The organism is Streptomyces kryoterrae (genome assembly GCF_054072135.1).
In genome coordinates, this window is record NZ_CM133358.1 from 8,257,407 (window position 1) to 8,282,098 (window position 24,692).

At 69.2% G+C, this 24,692-nt stretch carries 18 protein-coding genes; 9 read left to right on the forward strand and 9 right to left on the reverse strand.

The features are described from left to right. Positions 1-14: 14 nt before the first annotated feature. The 3 genes from mtnB to ACW4TU_RS36705 are packed head-to-tail and all read right to left on the reverse strand — an operon-like array spanning position 15 to position 1,989. Positions 15-623, reverse strand: a complete 609-nt coding sequence (mtnB, locus tag ACW4TU_RS36695; RefSeq protein WP_457420454.1) for a methylthioribulose 1-phosphate dehydratase — start codon at positions 621-623, stop codon at positions 15-17. Next, positions 620-1,393, reverse strand: coding sequence for an acireductone synthase (gene mtnC, locus ACW4TU_RS36700; protein ID WP_457420456.1), 774 nt, complete (start codon positions 1,391-1,393; stop codon positions 620-622). Before mtnC ends, mtnB begins: the two co-directional genes overlap by 4 nt. Continuing rightward, a complete protein-coding gene (locus tag ACW4TU_RS36705) occupies positions 1,390-1,989 on the reverse strand; it encodes a 1,2-dihydroxy-3-keto-5-methylthiopentene dioxygenase (RefSeq protein WP_457420458.1) in 600 nt (199 codons plus the stop codon). Before ACW4TU_RS36705 ends, mtnC begins: the two co-directional genes overlap by 4 nt. Before the next feature lie 592 nt (positions 1,990-2,581). On the opposite strand from ACW4TU_RS36705, the gene ACW4TU_RS36710 reads away from it, so the two are divergent. From ACW4TU_RS36710 to mtnK, 4 genes are all read left to right on the forward strand, one after another. Next, the gene (locus ACW4TU_RS36710) at positions 2,582-3,679 is read left to right on the forward strand and encodes a substrate-binding domain-containing protein (protein WP_457420460.1); all 1,098 of its coding nucleotides are present in this window, start codon (positions 2,582-2,584) and stop codon (positions 3,677-3,679) included. Next, positions 3,666-5,231, forward strand: a complete 1,566-nt coding sequence (locus tag ACW4TU_RS36715) for a sugar ABC transporter ATP-binding protein (protein WP_457420462.1) — start codon at positions 3,666-3,668, stop codon at positions 5,229-5,231. Before ACW4TU_RS36710 ends, ACW4TU_RS36715 begins: the two co-directional genes overlap by 14 nt. Positions 5,232-5,295: 64 nt before the next feature. Next, on the forward strand, positions 5,296-6,336 hold the full coding sequence (locus ACW4TU_RS36720) for an ABC transporter permease (protein WP_457420464.1): 1,041 nt from the start codon (positions 5,296-5,298) through the stop codon (positions 6,334-6,336). 11 nt (positions 6,337-6,347) lie between these two features. Then, the gene (gene mtnK / locus ACW4TU_RS36725) at positions 6,348-7,517 is read left to right on the forward strand and encodes an S-methyl-5-thioribose kinase (RefSeq protein ID WP_457420466.1); all 1,170 of its coding nucleotides are present in this window, start codon (positions 6,348-6,350) and stop codon (positions 7,515-7,517) included. A gap of 57 nt (positions 7,518-7,574) precedes the next feature. Here the strand turns inward: mtnK and ACW4TU_RS36730 are convergent, their stop codons facing one another. From ACW4TU_RS36730 to ACW4TU_RS36745, 4 genes are all read right to left on the reverse strand, one after another. Beyond that, on the reverse strand, positions 7,575-9,191 hold the full coding sequence (locus tag ACW4TU_RS36730; RefSeq protein WP_457420468.1) for a glycerol-3-phosphate dehydrogenase/oxidase: 1,617 nt from the start codon (positions 9,189-9,191) through the stop codon (positions 7,575-7,577). A gap of 7 nt (positions 9,192-9,198) precedes the next feature. Then, positions 9,199-10,749, reverse strand: a complete 1,551-nt coding sequence (gene glpK / locus ACW4TU_RS36735) for a glycerol kinase GlpK (protein ID WP_457420470.1) — start codon at positions 10,747-10,749, stop codon at positions 9,199-9,201. Positions 10,750-10,830: 81 nt separating this feature from the next. After that, positions 10,831-11,616, reverse strand: coding sequence for an MIP/aquaporin family protein (locus ACW4TU_RS36740; RefSeq protein ID WP_457420472.1), 786 nt, complete (start codon positions 11,614-11,616; stop codon positions 10,831-10,833). A 304-nt stretch (positions 11,617-11,920) separates the two neighbouring features. Continuing rightward, complete coding sequence (locus tag ACW4TU_RS36745; protein WP_457420474.1) at positions 11,921-12,685, reverse strand: IclR family transcriptional regulator; 765 nt, start codon at positions 12,683-12,685, stop codon at positions 11,921-11,923. Between the two features lie 308 nt (positions 12,686-12,993). On the opposite strand from ACW4TU_RS36745, the gene metH reads away from it, so the two are divergent. The 4 genes from metH to ACW4TU_RS36765 all read left to right on the forward strand — a co-directional run bounded on the left by metH (position 12,994) and on the right by ACW4TU_RS36765 (position 21,246). Then, positions 12,994-16,509 (forward strand): methionine synthase, encoded by a 3,516-nt coding sequence (gene metH / locus ACW4TU_RS36750; RefSeq protein WP_457420476.1) that lies wholly within the window; start codon positions 12,994-12,996, stop codon positions 16,507-16,509. A gap of 116 nt (positions 16,510-16,625) precedes the next feature. Then, the gene (locus ACW4TU_RS36755; RefSeq protein WP_457420478.1) at positions 16,626-17,324 is read left to right on the forward strand and encodes an HAD family hydrolase; all 699 of its coding nucleotides are present in this window, start codon (positions 16,626-16,628) and stop codon (positions 17,322-17,324) included. A 653-nt stretch (positions 17,325-17,977) separates the two neighbouring features. Continuing rightward, positions 17,978-19,582, forward strand: coding sequence for an ABC transporter substrate-binding protein (locus tag ACW4TU_RS36760; RefSeq protein WP_457420479.1), 1,605 nt, complete (start codon positions 17,978-17,980; stop codon positions 19,580-19,582). A gap of 83 nt (positions 19,583-19,665) precedes the next feature. After that, positions 19,666-21,246: an ABC transporter substrate-binding protein gene (locus ACW4TU_RS36765; RefSeq protein WP_457420481.1), complete on the forward strand. Its 1,581-nt coding sequence runs from the start codon at positions 19,666-19,668 to the stop codon at positions 21,244-21,246. A 76-nt stretch (positions 21,247-21,322) separates the two neighbouring features. On the opposite strand, the gene ACW4TU_RS36770 is transcribed toward ACW4TU_RS36765, so the two are convergent. Further along, positions 21,323-21,994, reverse strand: coding sequence for a response regulator (locus ACW4TU_RS36770; protein ID WP_006375930.1), 672 nt, complete (start codon positions 21,992-21,994; stop codon positions 21,323-21,325). Positions 21,995-22,101: 107 nt separating this feature from the next. Then, positions 22,102-22,980 (reverse strand): RecB family exonuclease, encoded by an 879-nt coding sequence (locus ACW4TU_RS36775; RefSeq protein WP_457420483.1) that lies wholly within the window; start codon positions 22,978-22,980, stop codon positions 22,102-22,104. 178 nt (positions 22,981-23,158) lie between these two features. On the opposite strand from ACW4TU_RS36775, the gene ACW4TU_RS36780 reads away from it, so the two are divergent. Beyond that, positions 23,159-24,622 (forward strand): site-2 protease family protein, encoded by a 1,464-nt coding sequence (locus ACW4TU_RS36780; protein ID WP_457420485.1) that lies wholly within the window; start codon positions 23,159-23,161, stop codon positions 24,620-24,622. Positions 24,623-24,692 lie beyond the last annotated feature (70 nt).

Genomic DNA, 24,692 nt, shown 5'->3' on the forward strand with positions numbered 1-24,692 from the left:
TTCCGCACCGGACCTCAGCGCGGCGAGAGCTCCAACTCCAGCAGCCACTCCACGACTTCGGTGTGGTGCCGCGCCTGACGGGGGTCGTTCCCCCACACGTACAGCCCGTGTCCCGCGACCACGACGGCCGGCATCCGGGGATCGCGTGCCGCCTCCAGGCGGTCGCCGAGCACCTTCATGTCCTGGCTGTTGGTGATGACCGGCAGGGTCACCTCGACGTCGTGGGCGGGCTGGCCCACGCCCTTGAGCATCTCGACGTCCTTGAACACGATCCCGCCCGGCTCGCGCCGGCCCATCGCCACGGACGCCACGGTGTGCACGTGCACCACCGCGCCGGCCCCGGTCAGCGCGGCGACCCGGGCGTGCAGCTCGGCCTCGGCGGACGGCTTGCCGCCGTTCACCGCCGCGCCCCGCGCGTCCACCAACACCACGTCGCCGGGCGTCAGTTCACCCTTGTCGTGGCCGCTCGCGGTCACCGCGAGAAGCAGCGGATCCCGGGACAGCACCACGGACAGGTTCCCGGAGGTGCCCCGCATCCAGCCGAAGGAGGCGAAACGGGCGGACTCGGCGGCGAGTACCGCCCCCGCGTCCTCAAGGTCGAGCGGGCTGATGTCGGCGGTCACGTGGTGCTCCTTGAAACGGTGGAACCGGTGGCGCCGGCGGAACTGGTGATGCTGATCTCGTCGAACGACCCCGCCTGCGCGTGGTCCCCGACGCCCTGCTCGTAGTACGGCTCCCCGGGCCGCCGGACCCCGACGGTCCGCCACCCGGCGGCGCGCGCGGCGTCCAGCTCGCCCGGCCGGTCGGACAGGAAGAGCAGACGGCTCGGGTCCGTGCTCCCGGTCGCCGCCGCGATACGGCGGTACGACTCCGGCTCCTGCTTGGGCCCCGCGTTCTCGGTGTCGTACAGGCCCGAGACGAGCGGCAGCAGGTCGCCCTCCGGGGTGGACGCGAACCACGCGCGCTGCGCGGCGACCGACCCGGAGGAGTAGACGTACAGCCGAAGCCCCGCCGCGTGCCAGGTGCGCAAGGCGGGCAGGACGTCGTCGTAGAAGTGCGAGACGAGGTCGCCGCGCGCGAAGCCCTCGGACCAGATGACGCCCTGGAGGGTCTTGAGGGGCGTCGCCTTGCGGTCCTCGTCGAGCCAGGCGTTGAGGGTCTTCTCGACGAGTACGGCGTCGGCGCCGGGCTCCTCGATCAGCTCGCGCACCTGCGCGACCGCCCGCGCCACCTCCGGATCACCGCTCCGCTCCGAGAGCAGTGCTCCGAAACGGGAGCGGGAGTACGGATACAGCACGTCGACGACGAACCCCGTGGCGCTCGTGGTGCCCTCGATGTCGAGCACCACTGCGTCCACGGCGTCCACGTCGAACACCGTGCCCGGCAGGGTCACGCGGCGGCCCTGTCCTGCTGGAACCCGGCGTCGATCGTGTCGTAGTCAGGGAAGCGGGAGGCGATGGTCGAGCCGGTGAAGTTGCCGATCCAGCCGTCCTCCTCGTGGAAGAAGCGGATCGCGGTGAAAGCGGGGCTGGTGCCCATGTCGAACCAGTGTGTGGTGCCGCGCGGCACGCCCAGCAGGTCGCCCTTCTCGCAGTACACGGCGTGCACCTCGCCGCCCACGTGCAGATAGAAGATGCCGGAGCCGGAGACGAAGAAGCGGACCTCGTCATCGTCGTCGTGGGTGTGCTCCTGGAGGAACTTCGCGCGGGCCGCCTTCGCCTTCGCGGGGAACTCCGGGTCGTCACTGGGGTGCAGCCCGAGGACGTCGACGGTGGTGAAGCCCTCCTCGGCGTTCAGCTTGTCGATCTCCGGGCCGTACGCGGCGAACACGGTGTCGCTGTCGGCGTCCGCGGGCACGTCCTCGCGGATCGGCCACTGCTCGTAGCGCACCCCGATCGGGGCCAGCGCGGCGGCGATCTCGGCCGGGTCGGAGGTACGGCGCACGACGGTCTCCGGGCCGGACTCGGGCCAGGTCGTCAGCAGGGTCATGGGAGCAACTCCAGATGGCTGGAAGGGATGCGACAACGAAAACGAAGGCAAGGGGGGTGGGGGAGGAGCAGGAGGGGCCGGGGCCGGTCGTCAGTCGCGACAGCCGCGACACAGCGCGTCGGTACAGCGTCGTACCGCTGTGGCGCAGGGTGTCGTCGTCATCGGAAGCCTCACTGTCCCGGGTCGGGTGCCGGTTCCGTGATGGTAACTCCCGTCGGAGGGTCGGCAGAGTGTGACGAATCCGGCGTTCCATATACTGAGATCTGGTGTCCAAGCCTTTGACGAATGGCTGGAAACGTTCTCATGATCTCCCTATGAAGACGCTGCTGCTCGTGCGGCGGCTGTACGTGGACTTGCTCCGGTCGACCACAGCCCGCTGTCGCTGACCTGAAGCGGAGTACCGGGGACGCCCCGGCCGTGCCGTGGATATCCACCGCACGCCACCACCTCGCGCCGCCACCTCGCGCCCAGGGCCGGACACTCCCGCGCCCACGCCTTCCGGCCATCGCGCTCCTTCATCCTTGCTCGCCTCTCTCCCTTGTTTGCCCCCTCTCTCTCTTCCTCCCGTACTGCCCTGCACCTGGAGTCCCGCATGTCCCGCACCCGTCTCCCCCTTGCCGCGCTCTCGCTGGCCTCCGTGTCGGCGCTGTTCCTCGCGGGCTGCTCGCAGTCGACGAACGCCTCCAAGGACACCGGCGACACGTCCGCCTCCGCGTCCGCCGCCACCGGCACGAAGCCCGCGCCCTTCGACAAGGGCACGGTGAAGGTCGCGCTGGTCCGCCAGAGCGGCGCCGGTGACTACTTCGAGCAGTGGGGCAACGGTGCCAAGGCGCAGGCCAAGGCCCTCGGCATCGACCTGACCGTGTACGACGCCCAGGCCGACAACGCCAAGCAGGCCACCGACCTGTCCTCGGCGATCAACTCCGGCGCGCAGGCGATCATCGTGGACCACGGCTTCCCGTCGACGATCCAGCCCGAGATCGACAAGGCCGTCAAGCAAGGCATCAAGGTCGTCGTCTACGACGTCGAGACCGCCACGAAGGGCGTCGTCAGCACCAAGCAGGACGACGCGAGCATGGCGCAGGCCGTCCTCGACGTGATGGCGAAGGACCTCGGCAAGAACGCCAAGGTCGGCTACGTCAACGTCGCCGGTTACGCGGCCCTCGACAAGCGCGACAGTGTCTGGAAGTCGGCGGTCGACGCCAACGGCTGGAAGCAGGCCTTCAAGGTCGGCAAGGTCACCGACTCCACCGCCACGGACAACGTGCCGCTGGTCTCCGCCGCGCTCACCCAGCACTCGGACGTGACGGGCGTCTTCGCCCCCTACGACGAGCTGGCCAAGGGCACCGTCCTCGCCGTGCAGAACAAGAAGCTCGCGGGCAAGGTGAAGGTGTTCGGCGCGGACGTCTCCAACGCCGACATCCAGAACATGACCGCCGCGGGCAGCCCCTGGGTCGCCACCGCGGGCACCGACCCGTCCGCCGTCGGCGCCGCGGTCGTCCGTACGGCCGCCCTGGAGCTGGCCGGCCAGCTGAACAAGACCTCGGTCGAGTTCCCGGCCGTCGCCATCACCCAGGACTTCCTGAAGAGCAAGAACATCCAGAACATGGACCAGCTGCGCACCGCGCTGCCCGCGCTGAACCTCTCCCAGGTCAGCACGGCCGACTGGATCGCCAATGTCGCCCACTGAGGCGACTGAGCCGTCCGAACCGGAACCGTCCGAGCGGACCGGCGTCTCACCGGCGGTCGCTCTGCGGGACGTCAGCATGGCCTTCGGCGGGAAGACGGTCCTGGAGTCCGTCTCGCTGGACATCGCACCGGGCAGCGTGGTCGCGCTGCTCGGTGCGAACGGGGCCGGCAAGTCCACGCTCATCAAGATCCTGTCCGGCGTCCACACGGACCACGGCGGCGAAGTGACGGTGAACGGGGCGCAGGCCGCCCTCCCATCACCGCTCGCCGCCCGCCAGTTGGGCATCCAGACGGTGCACCAGCGGATCGGCGAGGGCATCGTGCCCGGCCTCACCGTCGCCGAGAACCTGGTCTTCGAGGAGCTGGCCCAGGCACGCGGCAACCCGTTCCTGAACGGGCGCCGCGTGCTCGCCCGCGCCCGCGAGATCCAGTCGGCCCTCGACCTCGGTTGGAGCGACGCCCTGCTCAAGCGGGACGTCACCGAACTCGGCATCTCCGACCGCCAGTTGCTGATCCTGGCCCGCGCCCTGGCCACCCGCCCGAGGCTCCTGATCCTCGACGAACCGACGTCCGCGCTCTCCGCGGCGGAGGCGGAGCGCCTGTTCGCGCTGGTCGAGAGGATGCGTGACGACGGCATCGCGGTCCTCTACGTCTCCCACCGCCTCGGCGAGATCGACGCGCTGGCGGACCGGCTGGTCGTCCTGCGAGACGGCCGTCTCACCGAGGACCAGGTCAAGCCCTTCGACTGGGACAGCGCCCTGCGCGCCATGCTCGCCCAGGCCCAGGAGGTGACCACCGCCCGTCCGCAGCCCGCGGGGGAGCAGGGCGAGATTCTGCTCTCCCTGCGCGGAGTACGGCTCCTGGACGGCCGTACTCCCCAGGACCTGGACCTGCGCGCGGGCGAAGTCACCGGCGTCGTCGGTCTGTTGGGTGCCGGCAAGACGGAGCTGGCCCGCGGCCTCTTCGGCGCGGAACCCTTCGCCACCGGAGCCGTGGAACTCGACGGCAGGCCGTACACGCCCCGCCGCCCCGCCGACGCGATCCGGGCCGGCATCCACCTCGTCCCCGAGGACCGGCACGCGGACGCCCTGGTCCCCGGCTGGTCGCTCGCCCAGAACATCTCCCTGCCGTTCCTCAGGTCGCTCTCGACGGCCGGGCTGGTGAACCGCTCCAAGGAGGACGCCCTCGGCCGCGACACCATCGAGGCCCTCGGCGTCGTCGCCCGCGACGAGCACAGCACCGTCGAGGAGCTGTCCGGCGGCAACCAGCAGAAGGTCGTCGTCGGGCGCTGGCTCGCCGAACGACCCCGCGTCCTCATCCTGGACGAGCCGTTCCGAGGCGTGGACATCGGCGCCCGGCGCGACATCGGCCGCCGGGCCCGCGCCCTGGCCGCCGAGGGCGCCGCCGTCCTGGTCCTGTCCGCCGACGTCGACGAGGTCCTGGAGGTCGCCGACCGGGTCGTCGTCCTCGCGGCCGGCGAGATCCACCTCGACGCGTACGGCGAGGACGCGGAACGCGACCGCGTCATCCGGACCATCTCGGCGTCGGTGTGATGGCCGCCGCCCGCTCCCACCTCCGCGCCCGCCCGCCGATGCCTGTCACCCCAGGAAGTACGCCATGACCACCACCCAGAGCGCCCCCGTGAAGACGGCGACCCCGTCCACGCTCGCCGCCGGTCCGCGCATCCAGAACGCGGTCATCAAGTACGGCTTCATCTTCGTCACCGTCACCCTCTTCGCGTACTTCGCGCTGAGCGAGCCGTCCTTCCGCGACTCCGCGACCCTCCTCGACACCCTGCGGTACGTGTCCGTCGCCGCGATCCTCGGCCTCGGCGTCACGCTCACCATGGCCGTCGGCGGAATGGACATGTCGGTCGGCGCGGTGGCCGGCCTCGGCGTGACCGTCGCCGCGAAGACGATGGTCACCTACAACCAGGTCGGCGTGGTCGCGATCGTCGCGGTGATCGTCGCGGGCGCACTCGCGGGCCTGCTCAACGCCCTGCTCATCGTGGTCCTCAAGATCCCCGACATGCTGGCCACGCTGGGCACGATGTTCGTCATCCAGGGCACCAAACTCATCCTGGTCGACGGCCAGTCGATCACCCCGGGCATGACCCGGTCCGACGGCACGACGGCCCCCGGCAGATTCACCGAGGGCTTCCTGCGCATCGACCGGGGCACGGTCCTCGGCATCCCCGTCTCCGTGGTCATCTTCGGCGCCCTGACGGTCGTGGCCTGGGTCTTCCTGGCCCGCACCCGCTGGGGCCGCGTGCTGTACGCGATCGGCGCCAACCCCGAGGCCTCCCGCCTGGCGGGCATCCGCGTGGGCGCGTACCGGGCCCTGGCGTACGTCCTCTCCGGGGTCCTCGCGTCGATCGGCGGCCTGATCCTGGCGGCGCGCATCGGCCAGGGCGATGTCTCCGCGGGCACCTCGCAACTCCTCGAAGCCGTCGCCGTCGCCCTGGTCGGCACCTCCGTCCTCGGCCGGGGCCGACCGAACGTCTGGGGTACCGCCCTGGGCGCGGTCCTCATCGGCATCATCACCACCGGCCTGACCATCAAGGGCCTGCCGTACTACACGCAGGACGTGGTCGAGGGCGCCGTCCTCATCCTCGCCCTGGTCTTCAGCTTCACCCTGTCCAAGCGCCGCACCGCATAAGGAAGTTCACGATGGGCTACCGCATCCTGGAGCCGGCCGACATCCCCGCGTACCTGAACGAGCGCGGCTACTGGCCCGACGCGTCGGACATCCAGGTCCGCGAGGTCTCCGACGGCAACATGAACCGCGTGTTCCTCGCCAGGTCCACCGACGGCACCCGCAGCCTCGCCGTCAAGCAGGCCCTGCCCTGGGTCCGGGTGGCGGGCCCCTCCTGGCCGATGAGCCCGGAGCGCGCCGACGCCGAGGCGAGGGCGTACGAGCAGGTCGCGAAGGTGGCCCCCGACAAGATCCCGGCGATCCTCGGCTACGACCCCGAGAACTACGCCCTCGTCATGGAGGACATGTCGGACCTGGAGGTCCTGCGCACCCTCCTCAACGAGGGCACGGCGTACGGCCCCCACACCTCCGCCCGCATCGGCGAGTTCGTGGCCCAACTGACGTTCACGACCAGCGACTTCGGCATGGAGTCGGCGAACCGCAAGGCACTGCTGGCGGCCTCGGTGAGCCCGGAGCTGTGCAAGATCACCGAGGACGTGGTCCTCGCCGAGCCGTACATCGAGCACGAACACAACCACTGGCACGAGGGTGTGGACGACCTGGCCAGGGAGTTCCGCGCCGATGCGAGGCTCCGCACGGAGGTCGCCGACCTCCGCCACACCTTCATGACCAGCGCCCAGGCGCTCCTCCACGGCGACCTGCACACCGGCAGCGTCATGGTCGGCGAACGCGAAGGCGCCCCGGTGGTACGGGTCTTCGACCCCGAGTTCTCCTTCGTCGGCCCGATCGGCTACGACCTCGGCCTCTACTGGGCGAACGCCCTGGTCTCGGAGGAACGGGCGCGCGCACTGGGCTTGTCGAGCGACCACGCCGACCAACTGGCCCTGTCCTGGGAGGCATTCGCGTCCGAGTTCCGCGCCCTGTGGCCGACGAGGACCGACACCTTCTTCGACGACGCGTACCTGGACCGCTTCCTGCGCAGGGTCTGGACGGAGGCGGTGGGCTACGCGGGCACGGAGATCATCCGCCGCATCATCGGCTTCGCCCACCTGACAGACCTGACGACGCTCCCGGACCCGGTCCCGGCCTCACGCCGGGCACTTCTGATCGGCCGCGAACTGATCCTCCGCCGCGCGGAGTTGACCACCCCGAACGACGTACGGGCGGTAGTGGAGGGCGTTTAGGGACAAACGCAAAGGGGCGGCTCCCTCTACGAGGAGCCGCCCCTTCACGCCGTACCCCTACTTCTTGTCGAGCAGATCCTGAACCTTCGCACGGACGTCGTCCGTGGCAAGTCCCCGAATCGTCAGCGTGGTCCGGCGGCGCAGCACGTCGTCAACGGTCTCCGCCCACTCGCTGTCCCGCGCGTACACGACCTGCGCCCAGATCTCCGGCGCATCGGCGTGCACCCGCTGACCCAGCTCGGGGTTCTCGTTCGCCAGCCGCGCGATGTCGAACGCCAGCGAACCGTAGTGCGTCGCCAGGTGCTTCGCCGTGTCGGCCGCCATGCGCGGACCCGGTGCCGGGCTGTCGACCAGCAGCCGGTGCGCGACAGCGCGCGGGTTGGCGACGCCGGGAAGCGGCAGGTGCTTCGGCAGGGACGAGACGGGCTCGAAGTCGTCGCCCAGCGGACGGCCCGGCAGCGTCTCCAGCTTCTCCATGACCGTACGGCCGATGTGCCGGAAGGTCGTCCACTTGCCGCCCGAGACGGACAGCATCCCGCCCTTGCCCTCGGTCACGACCGTCTCCCGCTTGGCCTTCGCCGTGTCACCGGGGCCACCCGGCAACACGCGCAGACCCGCGAAGGAGTACGTGATCAGGTCCCGGGACAACTGCTGGTCGCGCACGGAGAACGCGGCCTCGTCGAGGATCTGCGCCGTGTCCTTCTCGGTGACCGCGACATCCGCCGGGTCGCCCTCGAACACCTCGTCGGTGGTGCCGAGCAGCAGCATGTCCTCCCAGGGGAGGGCGAAGGTGATGCGGTACTTGTCGATCGGGGTCGCCAGCGCGGCCTTCCACGGAGACGTCCGCTTCAGGACCAGGTGCGCGCCCTTCGACAGCCGGATGGACGGCGCCGCGTCCGGGTTCTCCATCTTGCGCAGGTGGTCGACCCAGGGGCCGGTGGCGTTGAGCACGAGCCGGGCGTTGACGCCGAAGTCGTCGCCGGAGAGCCGGTCGCGCAGATCGGCACCGGTGACCCGGCCGTTGGTGAAGCGCAGACCCGACACCTCGGCGTGGTTGAGCACGACAGCGCCCGCCTCGACGGCCGCACGGACCGTCATCAGCGCCATACGCGCGTCGTTCATCTGACCGTCGCCGTACACGGCCACGGCCTTGAGGTTCTCGGTGCGCAGCTCGGGCACGTCCTGCGCGGCCTTGGCCGGCGACAGCAGGTGGCCGACACCGTCACCGAACGCCGACAGGGCGGAGTAGGCGAAGACGCCCGCCCCGAGCTTCGCCGCGCCGTGCGGCCCGCCCTTGTACACGGGGAGGTAGAACGTGAGCGGGTTCGCCAGGTGGGGAGCCACCTGACGGGACACCGCACGGCGCTCGAAGTGGTTCTCCGCGACCAGCTTCACCGCGCCGGTCTGCAGATAGCGCAGACCGCCGTGGAGAAGCTTGGAGGAAGCGGAGGAGGTGGCGCCGGCGAAGTCACCGGCGTCGACCAGCGCCACCCGCAGACCGGACTGCGCGGCATGCCAGGCCGTCGAGATGCCGAGGATGCCACCGCCGATCACGAGAAGGTCGTACGTCGCCTTGGAGAGCTGCTCCCGGGTCTCGGCACGGCTCGGGTTGGATCCGAAGGCCGGGTGCGTACCGAGGGCAGGCACGGACTGCAGGGTGGACTGGCTGGTCATGTGTTTCTTACTCCTCGACAGAGCTGTCTTCGAGCCAGCCCATGGACCGCTCGACGGCCTTGAGCCAGCTCTTGTACTCACGGTCGCGCTTCTCCGCGTCCATGTTGGGGGTCCACTCGGCGGCCCGGCGCCAGTTGGCGCGCAGGTCGTCGGTGTTGGTCCAGAAGCCGACGGCGAGACCGGCGGCGTAGGCGGCACCGAGGCAGGTCGTCTCGGCGACCATCGGGCGCACCACGGGGGCGTCCAGGAAGTCCGAGAGGGTCTGCATCAGCAGGTTGTTGGAGGTCATGCCGCCGTCGACCTTGAGAGCCGCGAGCTCGACGCCCGAGTCCTTGGTCATGGCGTCCGTGATCTCACGGGTCTGCCAGGCGGTCGCCTCCAGCACGGCGCGCGCGAGGTGCGCCTTGGTGACGTACCGGGTCAGGCCGGCGATCACACCGCGGGCGTCGGAGCGCCAGTACGGGGCGAACAGACCGGAGAAGGCCGGCACGAAGTAGGCGCCGCCGTTGTCCTCGACCGACGACGCGAGCGTCTCGATCTCGGCGGCGGTGGAGATGAGGCCCATCTGGTCGCGCATCCACTGCACCAGCGAACCGGTGACCGCGATCGAGCCCTCCAGGGCGTAGACCGGGGCCTGGTCGCCGATGCGGTAGCCGACCGTGGTCAGCAGGCCGCTGTAGGAGTTGATGATCTTGTCGCCGGTGTTCATCAGCATGAACGTGCCGGTGCCGTACGTCGACTTGGCCTCGCCCTCGGCGAAACAGGTCTGGCCGAACAGGGCCGCCTGCTGGTCGCCGAGCGCCGAGGCGACCGGGATGCCGCCGAGCAGGTCGCCCAGCTTGCCGCCGGTGACCTCGCCGTAGACCTCGGCGGAGGAGCGGATCTCCGGGAGCATCGACAGCGGGACGCCGATCGACTCGGCGATCTTCGGGTCCCACTCCAGCGTGTGCAGGTTCATCAGCATGGTGCGGGAGGCGTTGGTGACGTCGGTGTAGTGCTTGCCGCCGTTGACACCGCCCGTCAGGTTCCAGATGACCCAGCTGTCCATGGTGCCGAAGAGGATGTCCCCGGCCTCGGCGCGTGCGCGGAGGCCCTCGACGTTGTCGAGCAGCCAGCGGGCCTTGGGGCCGGCGAAGTACGAGGCCAGCGGCAGGCCGGTCTCACGGCGGAAACGATCCTGCCCGACGTTGCGGCCCAGCTCCTTGCAGAGCGTGTCGGTACGGGTGTCCTGCCAGACGATGGCGTTGTGGACGGGCTCACCGGTGTTCTTGTCCCACAGCAGCGTCGTCTCGCGCTGGTTGGTGATGCCGATGGCCTTGATGTCGTCGCGGGTGATGTTCGCCTTGGAGATGGCTCCGGCGACGACCTCCTCGACGTTCGTCCAGATCTCGGTGGCGTCGTGCTCCACCCAGCCCGGCTTCGGGAAGATCTGCTCGTGCTCCTTCTGGTCGACGGAGACGATCCGGCCGTCCCGGTCGAAGACGATGCAGCGGCTGGAGGTGGTGCCCTGGTCGATGGCCGCGATGAACGGGCCGGCGGTGTGCGCGTCGTCGGTCACTGTGTGCTCCTGAGAGGTCCGTGGATGAAGGGCTGGCTTACGGCGTTGCTGCTCGGGGCTGCGTTGATTGTTCCGGCTGCTCTAAGCAAAAGCGACGTTGTAGATGCCCGCAGCGATGGCGCCGCCGATCAGCGGACCGACCACCGGGATCCAGGCGTAGGACCAGTCGGAGCCGCCCTTGTTGGGCAGGGGCAGGAGTGCGTGCACGATGCGCGGACCGAGGTCACGGGCCGGGTTGATCGCATAGCCGGTCGGGCCACCGAGGGACAGACCGATGGAGACGACGACGAGCGAGGTGATCAGGGCGCCCAGGACGCCCAGGCCCTTGCCGCTGTCGTTGAGGCCCTGCGTGAGGACGGCGAGCACCAGCACGACCGTGCCGATGACCTCGGTGGCGATGTTCTGCCAGGCGACGCGGATCTCGGGACCGGTGGAGAAGATGCCCAGGACCGGCCCGGCGCCCTTCTCCTGCGCCTCGACGGCCTTCTCGGCCGGAGCGCCGACGATCTCCTTGTCGGTCAGGTGTGCGAGGAACTGGCCGTAGTAGGCGACCCAGACCAGGGAGGCACCGATCATGGCGCCGAGCAGCTGCCCGCCCCAGTAGACCGGGACGTCACTCCAGTCGATGCCGTCCTTCTTGAGCGCGAGCGCGAGGGTCACGGCCGGGTTGAGATGGGCGCCGGAGAGCGGCGCCGAGGTGTATACGGCCGTCAGTACGGCGAAACCCCACCCGAAGGTGATGGCGAGCCAGCCGGCGTTCCGGGCCTTGGAGGCCTTCAGCGTGACGGCGGCACAGACGCCGCCGCCGAGCAGGATGAGTATGGCGGTACCTATGGTCTCGCCGATGAAGATGTCGGAGCTGGACACCCGCGACTCCTTTGTCCTTCGTTCCAGGGGAAGAGCTGCCGGCCCTTGGCGTTGTCACACTCTAACGCCCATTGCCGGTCGGTGTTCGACAATGTCGACCGATGGACGGGAGTCTTGCCGTGGTGTTACAGGCGCGTCAAGAGCTCTGTTATCGAAAACACGATCGTTATTGATTGCTGTGAGCTATCGATCTTGAACCGGTCGCGACCCGCGTCCGCCCGCACACGCCCCGCGCACGAAAAGACCGGAACATCCAAGATGTCCCGGCTGCTTTCGTGTGAAGGCGCAGATTTCGTACGGGGGCTCAGAACCGCCCGGCGCCCAGATCCCGTGACACCGCGCGGGCGCAGTCCCGCACCGCCGCGATCAGCTCCGGGCGCAGCTCGCCCTCCCGGCGGAGCCGTTCCACGGCGCCGGTGACGGCCACCGCGCCGACCGGCATCCGCCGCCGGTCGTGGATGGGGGCGGCGATCGACGCGACGCCCTCCCAGGTCTCCTCCACGTCGGCCGCGTACCCACGCGCGCGGGTGAGGTCCAGTACGCCCTCGAAGCCCTCCAGGTCGCTGATCGTCCGGTCGGTGAACGACTTGCGCTCGACCTCCAGGACCTCGCTGTGGGCGACCGGGTCGTAGGCCGACAGGACCTTGCCCAGCGCCGTGGAGTGCAGGGGCTGCATGGCCCCGACCTCCAGCACCTGCCGGCTGTCGTCGGGGCGGAAGACGTGGTGCACGATCAGCACGCCGTGTTGGTGCAGGACGCCCAGGTGGACGCTCTCGCCGCTGGAGCGGGCCAGGTCGTCGGTCCACACCAGGGCACGCGCGCGCAGCTCGTGGACGTCCAGATAGGTGGTGCCCAGGCGCAGCAGTTCGGCGCCCAGCTGATAGCGGCCGGACGTGGCCTCCTGCTCGACGAAGCCCTCGTGCTGGAGGGTGCGCAGGATGCCGTGGGCGGTGCCCTTGGCGAGGCCGAGGGACGAGGCGATGTCCGAGAGGCCGAGCCGACGCTCGCCGCCCGCGAGGAGCCGCAGCATCGCCGCCGCCCGTTCGAGCGACTGGATGTTCCGTGCCATCGCCGTCCTGCCTCCGTCCCCTTCGACCGCCCGCACCCGGCGTTCGCTGCCGCCGTTCGGCAATGTCGAACACTACCGTTCCATGTCGACCACCCGCCAATGGCTGGTCGACACCTGTTACATCCCGCGTACATCCGGGTGGATCCCTTGCGTACACCCGGTGGCTTTCGGCCACGTCACACACGCCACGTAGGTCCGTCCCGTGGACGCCCTGACCATACGGCCCCGCAGCGGGCTACCCTGGCCGCGTGCGCCTTCCCCAAAGAAGCCGCAAAGCCGACAGCCGTCGCACTCCAGGGAGCCCTTACATGGCCGCCTCGTCGTCCGCCCCTTCCACCGACAACAGGACCCGTGTGTCCGCCCTCCGGGACGCACTCGCCACCCGAGTGGTGGTGGCCGACGGTGCGATGGGCACCATGCTGCAGGCGCAGGACCCGACACTCGAGGACTTCGAGAACCTCGAAGGCTGCAACGAGATCCTGAACATCACCCGCCCCGACATCGTCCGCTCCGTGCACGAGGCGTACTTCTCGGTGGGCGTGGACTGCGTCGAGACGAACACCTTCGGTGCGAACCACACGGCGGCGGCCGAATACGACATCGCGGAGCGCGTGTACGAGCTGTCCGAGTCCGGTGCCCGCATCGCCCGCGAGACCGCCGACGAGTTCGGCGCCCGCGACGGCCGTCAGCGCTGGGTCCTCGGCTCGATCGGCCCCGGCACCAAGCTGCCGTCCCTCGGACACATCGACTACGTCACCCTCCGCGACGGCTTCCAGGCGAACGCCGAGGGACTCCTGGCCGGTGGCGCGGATGCCCTGATCGTGGAGACCACGCAGGACCTTCTCCAGACGAAGTCGTCGGTCGTGGGCGCCCGCCGCGCGATGGAGGCCACCGGCCTCGACGTGCCTCTGCTGGTCTCGATGGCCTTCGAGACGACCGGCACGATGCTGCTCGGCTCGGAGATCGGTGCCGCGCTGACCGCGCTCGAACCGCTCGGCATCGACATGATCGGGCTGAACTGCTCGACCGGCCCAGCCGAGATGAGCGAGCACCTGCGCTATCTGTCCCGCCACTCGCGCACCCCGCTGCTCTGTATGCCCAATGCGGGCCTGCCGATCCTCACCAAGGACGGCGCCCACTTCCCGCTCGATCCCGAGGGCCTGGCCGACGCCCAGGACATCTTCGTGCACGACTACGGCCTGAACCTGGTCGGCGGCTGCTGCGGTACCACCCCGGAGCACCTGCGAAAGCTCGTGGAGCGAGTGCAGGGTGCCTCGCCCGTCGAGCGCCGCCCGCAGCCGGAACCCGGCGCCGCCTCGCTCTACCAGACCGTCCCCTTCCGCCAGGACACCGCCTACATGGCGATCGGCGAGCGCACCAACGCCAACGGCTCCAAGAAGTTCCGCGAGGCCATGCTCGACGCCCGCTGGGACGACTGCGTCGAGATGGCCCGCGACCAGATCCGCGAGGGCGCGCACATGCTCGACCTCTGCGTGGACTACGTCGGCCGCGACGGCGTCGCCGACATGGAGGAGCTCGCGGGCCGCTTCGCCACCGCCTCCACGCTGCCGATCGTGCTGGACTCCACCGAGGTTCCCGTCCTGCGGGCGGGCCTGGAGAAGCTCGGCGGCCGGGCCGTCATCAACTCGGTGAACTACGAGGACGGCGACGGACCGGAGTCCCGCTTCGCCAAGGTCACCAAGCTGGCCCAGGAGCACGGCGCCGCGCTGATCGCGCTCACCATCGACGAGGAGGGCCAGGCCCGTACCGTCGAGCACAAGGTCGCCATCGCCGAGCGCCTGATCGAGGACCTGACGACGAACTGGGGGATCCACGAGTCGGACATCCTCATCGACACCCTCACCTTCACCATCTGCACGGGTCAGGAGGAGTCCCGCAAGGACGGCATCGCCACGATCGAGGCGATCCGCGAACTCAAGCGCCGCCACCCGGACGTCCAGACCACCCTCGGCCTGTCCAACATCTCCTTCGGCCTGAACCCGGCCGCCCGCGTCCTGCTGAACTCCGTCTTCCTCGACGAGTGCGTCAAGGCCGGTCTGGACTCGGCGATCGTCCACGCCTCGAAGATCCTGCCGATCGCCCGCTTCGACGACGAACAGGTGGGAACCGCCCTCGACCTGATCCACGACCGGCGGACCGAGGGCTACGACCCGCTGCAGAAGCTGATGGCCCTCTTCGAGGGCGTCAACACCAAGTCGATGAAGGACGGCCGCGCCGAGGAACTCCTCGCCCTCCCGCTGGACGAGCGACTGCAGCGCCGCATCATCGACGGCGAGAAGAACGGCCTGGAGACCGACCTCGACGAGGCGCTGACGACCCGCCCGGCCCTCGACATCGTCAACGACACCCTCCTGGAGGGCATGAAGGTCGTCGGCGAGCTCTTCGGCTCCGGTCAGATGCAGCTCCCGTTCGTCCTGCAGTCCGCCGAGGTCATGAAGACGGCCGTCGCCTACCTCGAACCGCACATGGAGAAGACGGACGACGACGGCAAGGGCACGATCGTGCTCGCCACGGTCCGCGGCGACGTCCATGACATCGGCAAGAACCTCGTCGACATCATCCTCACCAACAACGGCTACAACGTCGTCAACATCGGCATCAAGCAGCCGGTCTCCGCGATCCTCGAAGCCGCCCAGGAGCACAGGGCCGACGTCATCGGCATGTCCGGACTCCTGGTCAAGTCCACGGTGATCATGAAGGAGAACCTCCAGGAGCTCAACCAGCGCAAGCTGGCCGCCGACTACCCGGTGATCCTCGGCGGCGCGGCCCTCACCCGCGCCTACGTCGAACAGGACCTCCACGAGATCTACGAGGGCGAGGTCCGCTACGCCCGCGACGCCTTCGAGGGGCTGCGCCTGATGGACGCCCTGATCGGCGTCAAGCGCGGCGTCCCCGGCGCCAAGCTCCCCGAGCTCAAGCAGCGCCGCGTCCGCCCCAGCGCCGCCGTACAGGTCGAGGAGCGCCCTGAAGAGGGCCACGTCCGTTCCGACGTCGCCATCGACAACCCCATTCCCACCCCGCCCTTCCGGGGCACCCGTGTCATCAAGGGCATCCAGCTCAAGGAGTACGCGAGCTGGCTCGACGAGGGCGCCCTCTTCAAGGGCCAGTGGGGCCTCAAGCAGGCCCGCACCGGCGACGGCCCCACCTACGAGGAACTGGCCGAGACCGAGGGCCGCCCCAGGCTGCGCGGCCTCCTGGACAAGCTCCAGACGGAGAGCCTGCTGGAGGCGGCCGTCGTCTACGGCTACTTCCCGTGCGTCTCCAAGGACGACGACCTGATCATCCTCGACGACCAGGGCAACGAGCGTACGCGCTTCACGTTCCCGCGCCAGCGCCGTGGCCGCCGGCTGTGTCTCGCCGACTTCTTCCGCCCGGAGGAGTCCGGCGAGACGGACGTCGTCGGCCTCCAGATCGTCACGGTCGGCAACCGGATCGGCGAGGAGACCGCCAAGCTCTTCGAGTCGAACTCCTACCGCGACTACCTCGAACTGCACGGCCTGTCCGTCCAGTTGGCCGAGGCCCTCGCCGAGTACTGGCACGCACGCGTCCGCTCCGAACTGGGCTTCGCCGGCGAGGACCCCACCGACGTGGAAGACATGTTCGCCCTCAAGTACCGGGGCGCCCGCTTCTCCCTCGGCTACGGCGCCTGCCCCGACCTGGAGGACCGCGCCAAGATCGCCGACCTCCTCGAGCCCGAGCGCATCGGCGTCCACCTCTCCGAGGAGTTCCAGCTCCACCCCGAACAGTCCACCGACGCCATCGTCATCCACCACCCCGAGGCGAAGTACTTCAACGCCCGCTGAGCTTCCAGCGCACGTTGATCGGACAGGACGTACACTTGACGGTCCACCGCAGGCCGGTTGCCCTCTGTGCACTCAGGGGCAACCGGCCTGATCGTCCCTCAAGGAGGTGCGCCAGGATGACCAGCACGGTCCCCGCGCTCGGAACCCGTACGGCCGAAGGCTCAGCACTGCAGGCCGTACTCCTCGACATGGACGGCACCCTGGTGGACACCGAGGGCTTCTGGTGGGACGTCGAGGTCGAGATCTTCGCAGGCCTCGGTCACACCCTCGACGACTCCTGGCGGCACGTCGTGGTCGGCGGCCCCATGACCCGCAGCGCCGGGTTCCTCATCGAGGCCACCGGCGCCGACATCACCTTCGGCGAACTCTCGGAACTGCTCAACGACGGGTTCGAGGACCGTATCGGCCGCGCCCTGCCCCTGATGCCGGGCGCCGCCCGCCTCCTCGCCGAACTCTCCGCGCACGAGATCCCGACGGCCCTCGTCTCCGCCTCGCACCGCCGGATCATCGACCGCGTCCTGGCCTCCCTGGGCCCGCAGCACTTCGCCCTGAGCATCGCCGGCGACGAGGTGGAGCGAACGAAGCCCTTCCCCGACCCCTATCTGATCGCCGCCGCCGGACTCGGCGCCGACCCGGCGAGATGCGCCGTCGTCGAGGACACGGCGACCGGGGTCGCGGCCGCCGAGGCCGCCGGCTGCCACGTGGTGGCCGTGCCGTCGGTCGCGCCCATCGCACCCGGCGCGCGCCGCACGATCGTGACCTCGCTGGAAGAAGTCGACCTGCCCTTTCTGCACGGGCTGATGAGGAACGGCTGAGGGCGAGCGAGCGACTGACGGCGACGACCGCTGACGGAAATGCCCTGACGCGTTTACCGAGTGTGTCCGATCGAATGCGGGATAACGCGCGGATGAACAGGCAGGCCGTCGCATGAGAATTACGGCCTTCTGCCGATCTCCGACGGCGGCGAATTCACGTAAGACCGACCGGCAAATGGGGGGTGGCGTCGCGGGGCTGGGCACGCGCATCTGCCGCGTTGTCGTCAATCACCATGGCTCCGCCATGCCTCAATCCTCCGCCTTGCAGCTGCACGCACCCAGCCCCGCTCCTTCTCCCACCCCCCATTTGCCGGTCGGTCTAAGCGCCAACAGTTGAGAACGTGTGAGGTTCGCCACGCGTCAGGGGCTCGACAGAAGACGAGTGCTGTGTACATTCACCTCGTTCGGAGGTGCTCGGCGCGCCCTTGTGTCCCGTTTGGGGAGATCCTGCGCGGAATCCTTCCGGTGTCGGTTTTTTCGGTGCGTCCACACCTGGTTTCGCAGCGTGATGAGCCCCCAACTCCTGCTGGATGCGGGCCCCTCCGCGGTCCGGACTAACCTCATTGGGAGAACATCGCCACAATCCCTTGCCCGCGCGCACCACCCCACGCCCGCCGGGTCCACTGGGATCGACAGCCTGGAGAACCCCGAGCATGAACCGCAAGACCTTGGTGCTGCCGACAGTGGTCGGCCTGCTCGCTCCGGTGCTGGCCGCCTGCGGCGGAGTCGACGGCGGGGGAAGCAGCAGCGATGCGATCGTCGTCGGCACCACGGACACGTTCACCGCCTCGAAGGAGGCCCCGGCACCGATCGACCCGGCCTACGCCTACGACGTCGGCACCTGGAACATCCTGCGCCAGACCGTGCAGACCCTCATGGTCCAGCCGCGCGGCGACGGTGAACCGGTACCCGAGGCCGCCGAGAAGTGCGGGTTCACGGACAGTGGCAACGAGCGCTACGTCTGCACCCTGCGCAAGGACCTCAAGTTCTCCAACGGCGAGGCCGTCAAGGCGTCCGATGTGAAGTTCTCCATCGACCGGGCCCTGCGGATCCAGGCCGACAGCGGTGTGTTCGCCCTGCTGTCCACGATCGACACCGTCGAGACCCAGGGCGACCGCGAGGTCATCTTCCACCTCAAGACCGCCGACGCCACCTTCCCGTTCAAGCTGTCCACCCCGGTCGCGGGCATCGTCAACCCGGCCGACTACGACAAGGACAAATTGCGGGACGGCTTCGACGTCGACGGCTCCGGCCCGTACACGCTCCACGCCGAGGTCAAGAACGACGAACTCGTCAAGGCCGTCTTCACCAAGAACTCGTATTACAAGGGCCAGTTGACGCCGAAGAACGACAAGGTCGAAATGCGTTCCTTCGAGGACGCCGCCGCCATGGGCGACGCGCTCGCCAAGGGCGACATCGACCTGATGACCCGCACGATGTCCCCGGAGCAGATCAAAAAGCTCGACGCGGCCTCGACCGGCGACATCGACCTCGTCGAGATGCCCGGCCTCGAAATCCGCTACCTCGCCTTCAACACCGACGCCCCGACGGTGAAGACGAAAGCGGTCCGCCAGGCGATGGCCCAGATCATCAACCGCGCCGAACTCGTCTCCAAGGTGTACGGCGACGAGGCCCAGCCGCTCTACTCGCTGGTCCCCGCCACCATCACCGGCCACTCGAACTCCTTCTTCAACAAGTACGGCGAGCCGAACGAGACCAAGGCCAAAACCCTGATGGAGAGCGCCGGTATCACCACGCCGGTGAAACTGACCCTGCACTACACGACCGACCACTACGGCTCGGCCACCAAGCAGGAGTTCGAGGAACTGCAGAAGCAGCTCAACGCCAGCGGACTGTTCAAGGTCACCGTCAAGGGCGCCCCCTGGGCCACCTTCCGCCCGGCCGAGAAGGAGCGCGAGTACGACGTCTACGGGATGGGCTGGTTCCCCGACTTCCCCGACGCCGACAACTACCTCGCGCCGTTCCTCGACAAGGACAACTTCCTCAACCTGCCGTACGCCAACGCGAGGATCCGCGACAGCCTGATCCCCGAGTCCCGTCGCGAGGCCGACCGCCTGACAGCCTCCACGAGCCTCACGGACATCCAGGACATCGTGGCCGACGACGTACCCGTGCTGCCGCTGTGGCAGGGCAACCAGTACATCGCCGCACGCGACGGCATCACCGGCGCCGAGTGGGCCCTCAACTCCTCCTCCACGCTCCAGCTCTGGGAGCTGGGCCGCGGTGTGGGCAACTGACCCGCACTCCCGTCCGACGCACACATCCCGACCCGGGGCTGGGGGCCCCAGGTATCCACGACCTGACGACAAGGCACTTCCACGTGAACCTGCGCAACCACTGGCCAGTCCTGCCCATCGTGGCGGGGCTGGCCTCCGGCCTGCTGACCGGCTGCGGCTCGGAGAACGGCGATCTGGGGGCCGACGGCTCCACCGTGGTCATGGGGATGTCCGACGACGTCCTGGCGACCGACCCCGCCTCCGGCTACGACCCCGGCTCCTGGCTGTTGTTCAACAACGTCTTCCAGTCGTTGCTGAGCTTCCCCAACGGGGGCACCGAACCGCAGCCCGAGGCGGCCAAGGAGTGCGCCTTCAGCGACGCGCGGACCAAGGTGTACAAGTGCACCCTGCGCGACGGCCTGAAGTTCAGCAACGGCGACGCGCTCACCTCGCAGGACGTGAAGTTCTCCTTCGACCGCATGCTGAAGATCAACGACGACGCCGGTCCCGCGATCATGTTCCCGATGCTCGGCTCGGTGGACACCCCGGACGAGAAGACCGTCGTCTTCCGCCTCAAGGTGCCCGACGCCACCTTCCCCAGCAAGATCGCCTCCGGCGCCGGCTCGATCGTCGACCACGAGCAGTACGACGAGGACGGCCTGCGCAAGGACGGCGAAGCCGTCGGCTCGGGCCCCTACAAGCTCGACTCGTTCGGCGACGACAGCGCGGTCTTCTCCGTCAACCCCAACTACAAGGGCACCGCCGAGGTCAAGAACTCCGGCGTCACCCTCAAGTTCTTCCACGGTGACCAGACCAAGCTGAAGAACGCGATCGTCGACAAGGACATCGACATCGCCTACCGAGGCCTCAACGCCGGCGACATAGCCGACATCGAGAACGACAGCGGCAACGAGGGCATCGACGTCGTCGAGGGCACCAGCGCCGAGGTCCAGCACCTCGTCTTCAACATGGACGACCCGGTCGCCGGAAAGATCGGCGTACGCAAGGCCATCGCCTACCTCCTCGACCGCGAGGCCCTTGTCAACCAGGTCTACGAGGACACGGCGACCCCCCTCTACTCGATCATCCCGGCCGGCATAGCCGGTCACAACACCGCCTTCTTCGACACCTACGGCGCCCGCCCCTCCAGGGCCAAGGCCCAGGCGGCCCTCAAGGCCGACGGCATCACCGACAGGGTCAAGCTCACCCTCTGGTCGACCCCGTCCCGCTACGGCCCCGCCACCGACGACGAGTTCAGGGCCATCGCCAAGCAGCTCAACGCCAGCGGCCTGTTCGAGGCGACCGTCAAGTCCGTGCCCTTCGCGCAGTACGAGAAGGACATCGAGGCCGGCAAGTACGGCGTGTACGTGAAGGGCTGGGTGCCGGACTACCCCGACGCCGACAACTTCACCGCCCCCTTCTTCGGCCAGGGCAACGTACTCGGCAACAACTTCACCAACAGCACGATCACCGACACCCTCATCCCCGGCACCGCCGCCCAGAGCGACCGCGGCGCGACCGACGCGGACTTCGGCGAACTCCAGGACATCGTCGCCAAGGAGATCCCCGTCCTCCCCATCTGGCAGGGCAAGCAGTACGCCGTCGTCCGCGACAACGTCTACGGCCTGGAGTACTGCCTCGACGCCTCGACCGTCTTCCGCTTCTGGGAGATCACCAAGGGCTGAGCCGGCCGCACACGAACGAGGGCGCCCCCGCCGTTCCCGGAAAGGGGCGCCCTCGTCGTCGTACACATCTGCCCGGCTACTGCGCGCCGGGACGCACCAGCCCGCTCTCGTACGCGTACACCGCGGCCTGCACCCGGTCGCGCAGCCCCAGCTTCGTCAGCACATGACCGACATGCGTCTTGACCGTCGTCTCGCTGACGAACAGATCAGCGGCGACCTCCGCGTTCGACAGCCCCCGCGCCACCAGCTTCAGCACCTCGACCTCACGTTCGGTCAGCGTGTGCAGCGCGTCCGGCACGGGCTCGTCACCCGACGGCAGATGCCCGGCGTACTTGTCCAGCAGGCGACGCGTGATGCTCGGCGCGAGCATCGCCTCACCCGAGGCCACCACCCGGATCGCCTGCACCAGTTCGTTCGCCGGCGCGTCCTTCAGGAGGAAGCCGCTGGCACCCGCCCGCAGGGCCTCGACCACGTACTCGTCGAGATCGAAGGTCGTCAGCACCAGCACCTTCGCCGGCCCGTCCCGCCCCGGCCCGGTGATCTGCCGAGTCGCTTCCACACCGTCCATCCGCGGCATTCGGATGTCCATCAGAACCACATCGGGCTGCAGGGCACGCACCTGGTCGATCGCCTGAAGACCGTCTCCGGCCTCGCCGACAACCGCGATGTCCTGCTCGGCCTCCAGAATCATCCGGAACCCGGTACGCAGCAGCGGCTGGTCGTCGACCAGTAGGACGCGGATGGCCACGTAAGTCTCCTTCGCTCGTCAGCCCCATTCTGCCCTGCCAGGGGCGCGGGGCCGTGTCCGCGGCTCCACCGCGGGGCACGACCAGCCCCCACCGGCCCGCGGGTCCATCACCGCGCACCCGGCGGAGCCGCCCGCACAGGCAACGGATAGACCGGGGGAGTCCCTCCGAACTCCGGACACACCGCCTGGTGATCGCACCAACCGCACAGCTTCGTCGGCCGGGGCCGCCACACCCCCGTCTCCGTGGCCTCCCGGATCGCCTCCCACAACGCCAGCAGCTTCCGCTCCACCCGCTCCAGATCGGCCATGACCGGGTCGTACGTCAGCACATCCCCACTGCCGAGATACACCAGCTGAAGCCGCCGCGGCACCACGTTCCTCAAGCGCCACACGACCAGCGCGTAGAACTTCATCTGGAACAGCGCGCTCTCCGAATACTCCGGACGCGGCGCCTTCCCCGTCTTGTAGTCGACGATCCGCACCTCACCGGTGGGCGCCACGTCGACCCGGTCGATGATCCCGCGCAGTTTCAGCCCGGAATCCAGCTCCGCCTCGACGAACAGCTCACGCTCGGCCGGCTCCAGCCGCGTCGGATCCTCCAGGCCGAACCAGCGCTCCACCAGCCGCTCCGCCTCACCCAGCCACCGCGCCAGCCGCTCCCCGTCCGGATCGTCCGCGAACAGCTCCACCACCTCCGGCCGCGACTCCCGCAGCCGGTCCCACTGGCCGGGGATCAGCGACTTCGCGGCCGGCGCCGTCCGCTCCGCCGCCGGCGCGTCGAACAGCCGCTCGAGCACCGCGTGGACCAGCGTGCCTCTCGTGGCCGCCTCACTCGGCTTCTCCGGCAACCGGTCGATCACCCGGAACCGGTACAGCAACGGACACTGCATGAAGTCATTGGCCCGCGAGGGCGACAGCGACGCCGGCGCGGAGGGCAGCACGACCGGCGAGACGGACTCGGCGGCGCCCTCGGTGCTCATTTCCATGACGACGACCATACGGCCCGCCACTGACAGTGACCCAGCCACCGCCACGCCCGGCCACAGCACCCCGGCGAACACAGGGGGTGCCGGGGCGGAACCCTTGGCGACCGCCGCATACCATCGACCCGAGGCCCTTCCGCCCCGGAGCGGAAAAGGGAGACGCATCCGACAAGGGGACACCGTGGACGAGAGCGGCGGGAGCGGACAGCCGCGCTCCGGCAACGACCAGTCGACCGACCGCCACACCGGCGGTACGGCGCCGACCACCGACTCCGCACACGCCGAACCCACGACGACCGACACCCGACTCGCGGAGACCGGGACACCCGAAGCGGAACCCGAGCCCACGCGGACCGACGAGCACACCGACACCGGCGAACCGGCCGCCACGGAACCCGCCGAACCCCCAGAAGCCGACGAGCCCGCCGACACCCCCGGCCGCACGGGCGCCACCCCCCGCCTCGCCAAGTCCCGCGCCCCCCGGAGACCCAAGGACCCCGGCGGCGGCCTCCTCATGGGACGCCCCTTCGGCGTACCCGTCTACGTCGCCCCCAGCTGGTTCCTCGTCGCCGCCCTCATCACCTGGGTCTTCGGCGGTCAGCTGGACCGCGTACTGCCCGAACTCGGCGCCGTCCGCTACCTCGTCTCCCTCTTCTTCGCGGTCGCCTTCTACGCCTCCGTCCTCGTCCACGAACTCGCCCACACCGTCGCCGCCCTCCGCTTCAAACTCCCGGTACGCCGCATCCAGCTCCAGTTCTTCGGCGGCGTCTCCGAGATCGAGAAGGAGTCCGAGACCCCCGGCCGCGAATTCGTCCTCGCCTTCGTCGGCCCGCTCCTCTCCCTGGTCCTCGCGGGCGTCTTCTACCTCGCCCTCCAGACCGTCGAACCCGGCACCGTCCCCGGCGTCCTGCTGGCCGGCCTGATGATCTCCAACCTCATCGTGGCCGCCTTCAACCTGCTGCCCGGCCTGCCCCTCGACGGCGGCCGGATGCTCCGCGCCGTCGTCTGGAAGATCACCGGCAGACCCATGACCGGTACGGTCGCCGCCGCCTGGGTCGGCCGCGCCCTCGCCGTCTCCGTCCTCATCGGGCTCCCGCTGCTCACCCAGTCCGGCGCCCTCGGCTCCACCGCCGAGGACAGCGTCGGCATGGACACCGTCACCGACGCCCTGCTCGCCGCGATCCTCGCCGCGATCATCTGGACCGGCGCCGGCAACAGCCTCCGTATGGCCCGCCTGCGCGAACACCTCCCGGAACTGCGCGCCCGCAACCTCACCCGCCGCGCCGTCCCCGTCGAGACCAACACCCCCCTCTCCGAGGCCCTGCGCCGCGCCAACGACGCCGGGGCCCGCGCCCTCGTCGTCGTCGACCCCGACGGAGAACCCCTCTCCCTCGTCCGCGAGGCCGCCATCGTCGGCGTACCCGAACACCGCCGCCCCTGGGTCTCCGTCAGCGGCCTGGCCCAGGACCTCACCGACGGCATGCGGGTCTCCGCGGAACTCTCCGGCGAGGAACTCCTCGACGCCCTGCGCTCGACGCCCGCCACCGAATACCTGGTCGTGGAGGATTCCGGCGAGATCTACGGAGTCCTCTCGGCGGCCGACGTGGAACGCGCCTTCGTGAAGGCGATGGCACGCCCGAACTAGGGCCTGTCCTGCGGTCAGGCCGGAGGACCGCCACAGCGCCGAAAAACGCAGGTGAGCGGGGCGAACGAGG

Coding starts and splice junctions, on each gene's coding strand:
- ACW4TU_RS36705 (WP_457420458.1), bottom strand. CDS start 1,989: ATGACCCTGCTGACGACCTGGCCCGAGTCCGGCCCGGAGACCGTCGTG.
- ACW4TU_RS36710 (WP_457420460.1), top strand. CDS start 2,582: ATGTCCCGCACCCGTCTCCCCCTTGCCGCGCTCTCGCTGGCCTCCGTG.
- ACW4TU_RS36715 (WP_457420462.1), top strand. CDS start 3,666: ATGTCGCCCACTGAGGCGACTGAGCCGTCCGAACCGGAACCGTCCGAG.
- ACW4TU_RS36720 (WP_457420464.1), top strand. CDS start 5,296: ATGACCACCACCCAGAGCGCCCCCGTGAAGACGGCGACCCCGTCCACG.
- mtnK (WP_457420466.1), top strand. CDS start 6,348: ATGGGCTACCGCATCCTGGAGCCGGCCGACATCCCCGCGTACCTGAAC.
- ACW4TU_RS36730 (WP_457420468.1), bottom strand. CDS start 9,191: ATGACCAGCCAGTCCACCCTGCAGTCCGTGCCTGCCCTCGGTACGCAC.
- ACW4TU_RS36745 (WP_457420474.1), bottom strand. CDS start 12,685: ATGGCACGGAACATCCAGTCGCTCGAACGGGCGGCGGCGATGCTGCGG.
- metH (WP_457420476.1), top strand. CDS start 12,994: ATGGCCGCCTCGTCGTCCGCCCCTTCCACCGACAACAGGACCCGTGTG.
- ACW4TU_RS36755 (WP_457420478.1), top strand. CDS start 16,626: ATGACCAGCACGGTCCCCGCGCTCGGAACCCGTACGGCCGAAGGCTCA.
- ACW4TU_RS36760 (WP_457420479.1), top strand. CDS start 17,978: ATGAACCGCAAGACCTTGGTGCTGCCGACAGTGGTCGGCCTGCTCGCT.
- ACW4TU_RS36775 (WP_457420483.1), bottom strand. CDS start 22,980: ATGGAAATGAGCACCGAGGGCGCCGCCGAGTCCGTCTCGCCGGTCGTG.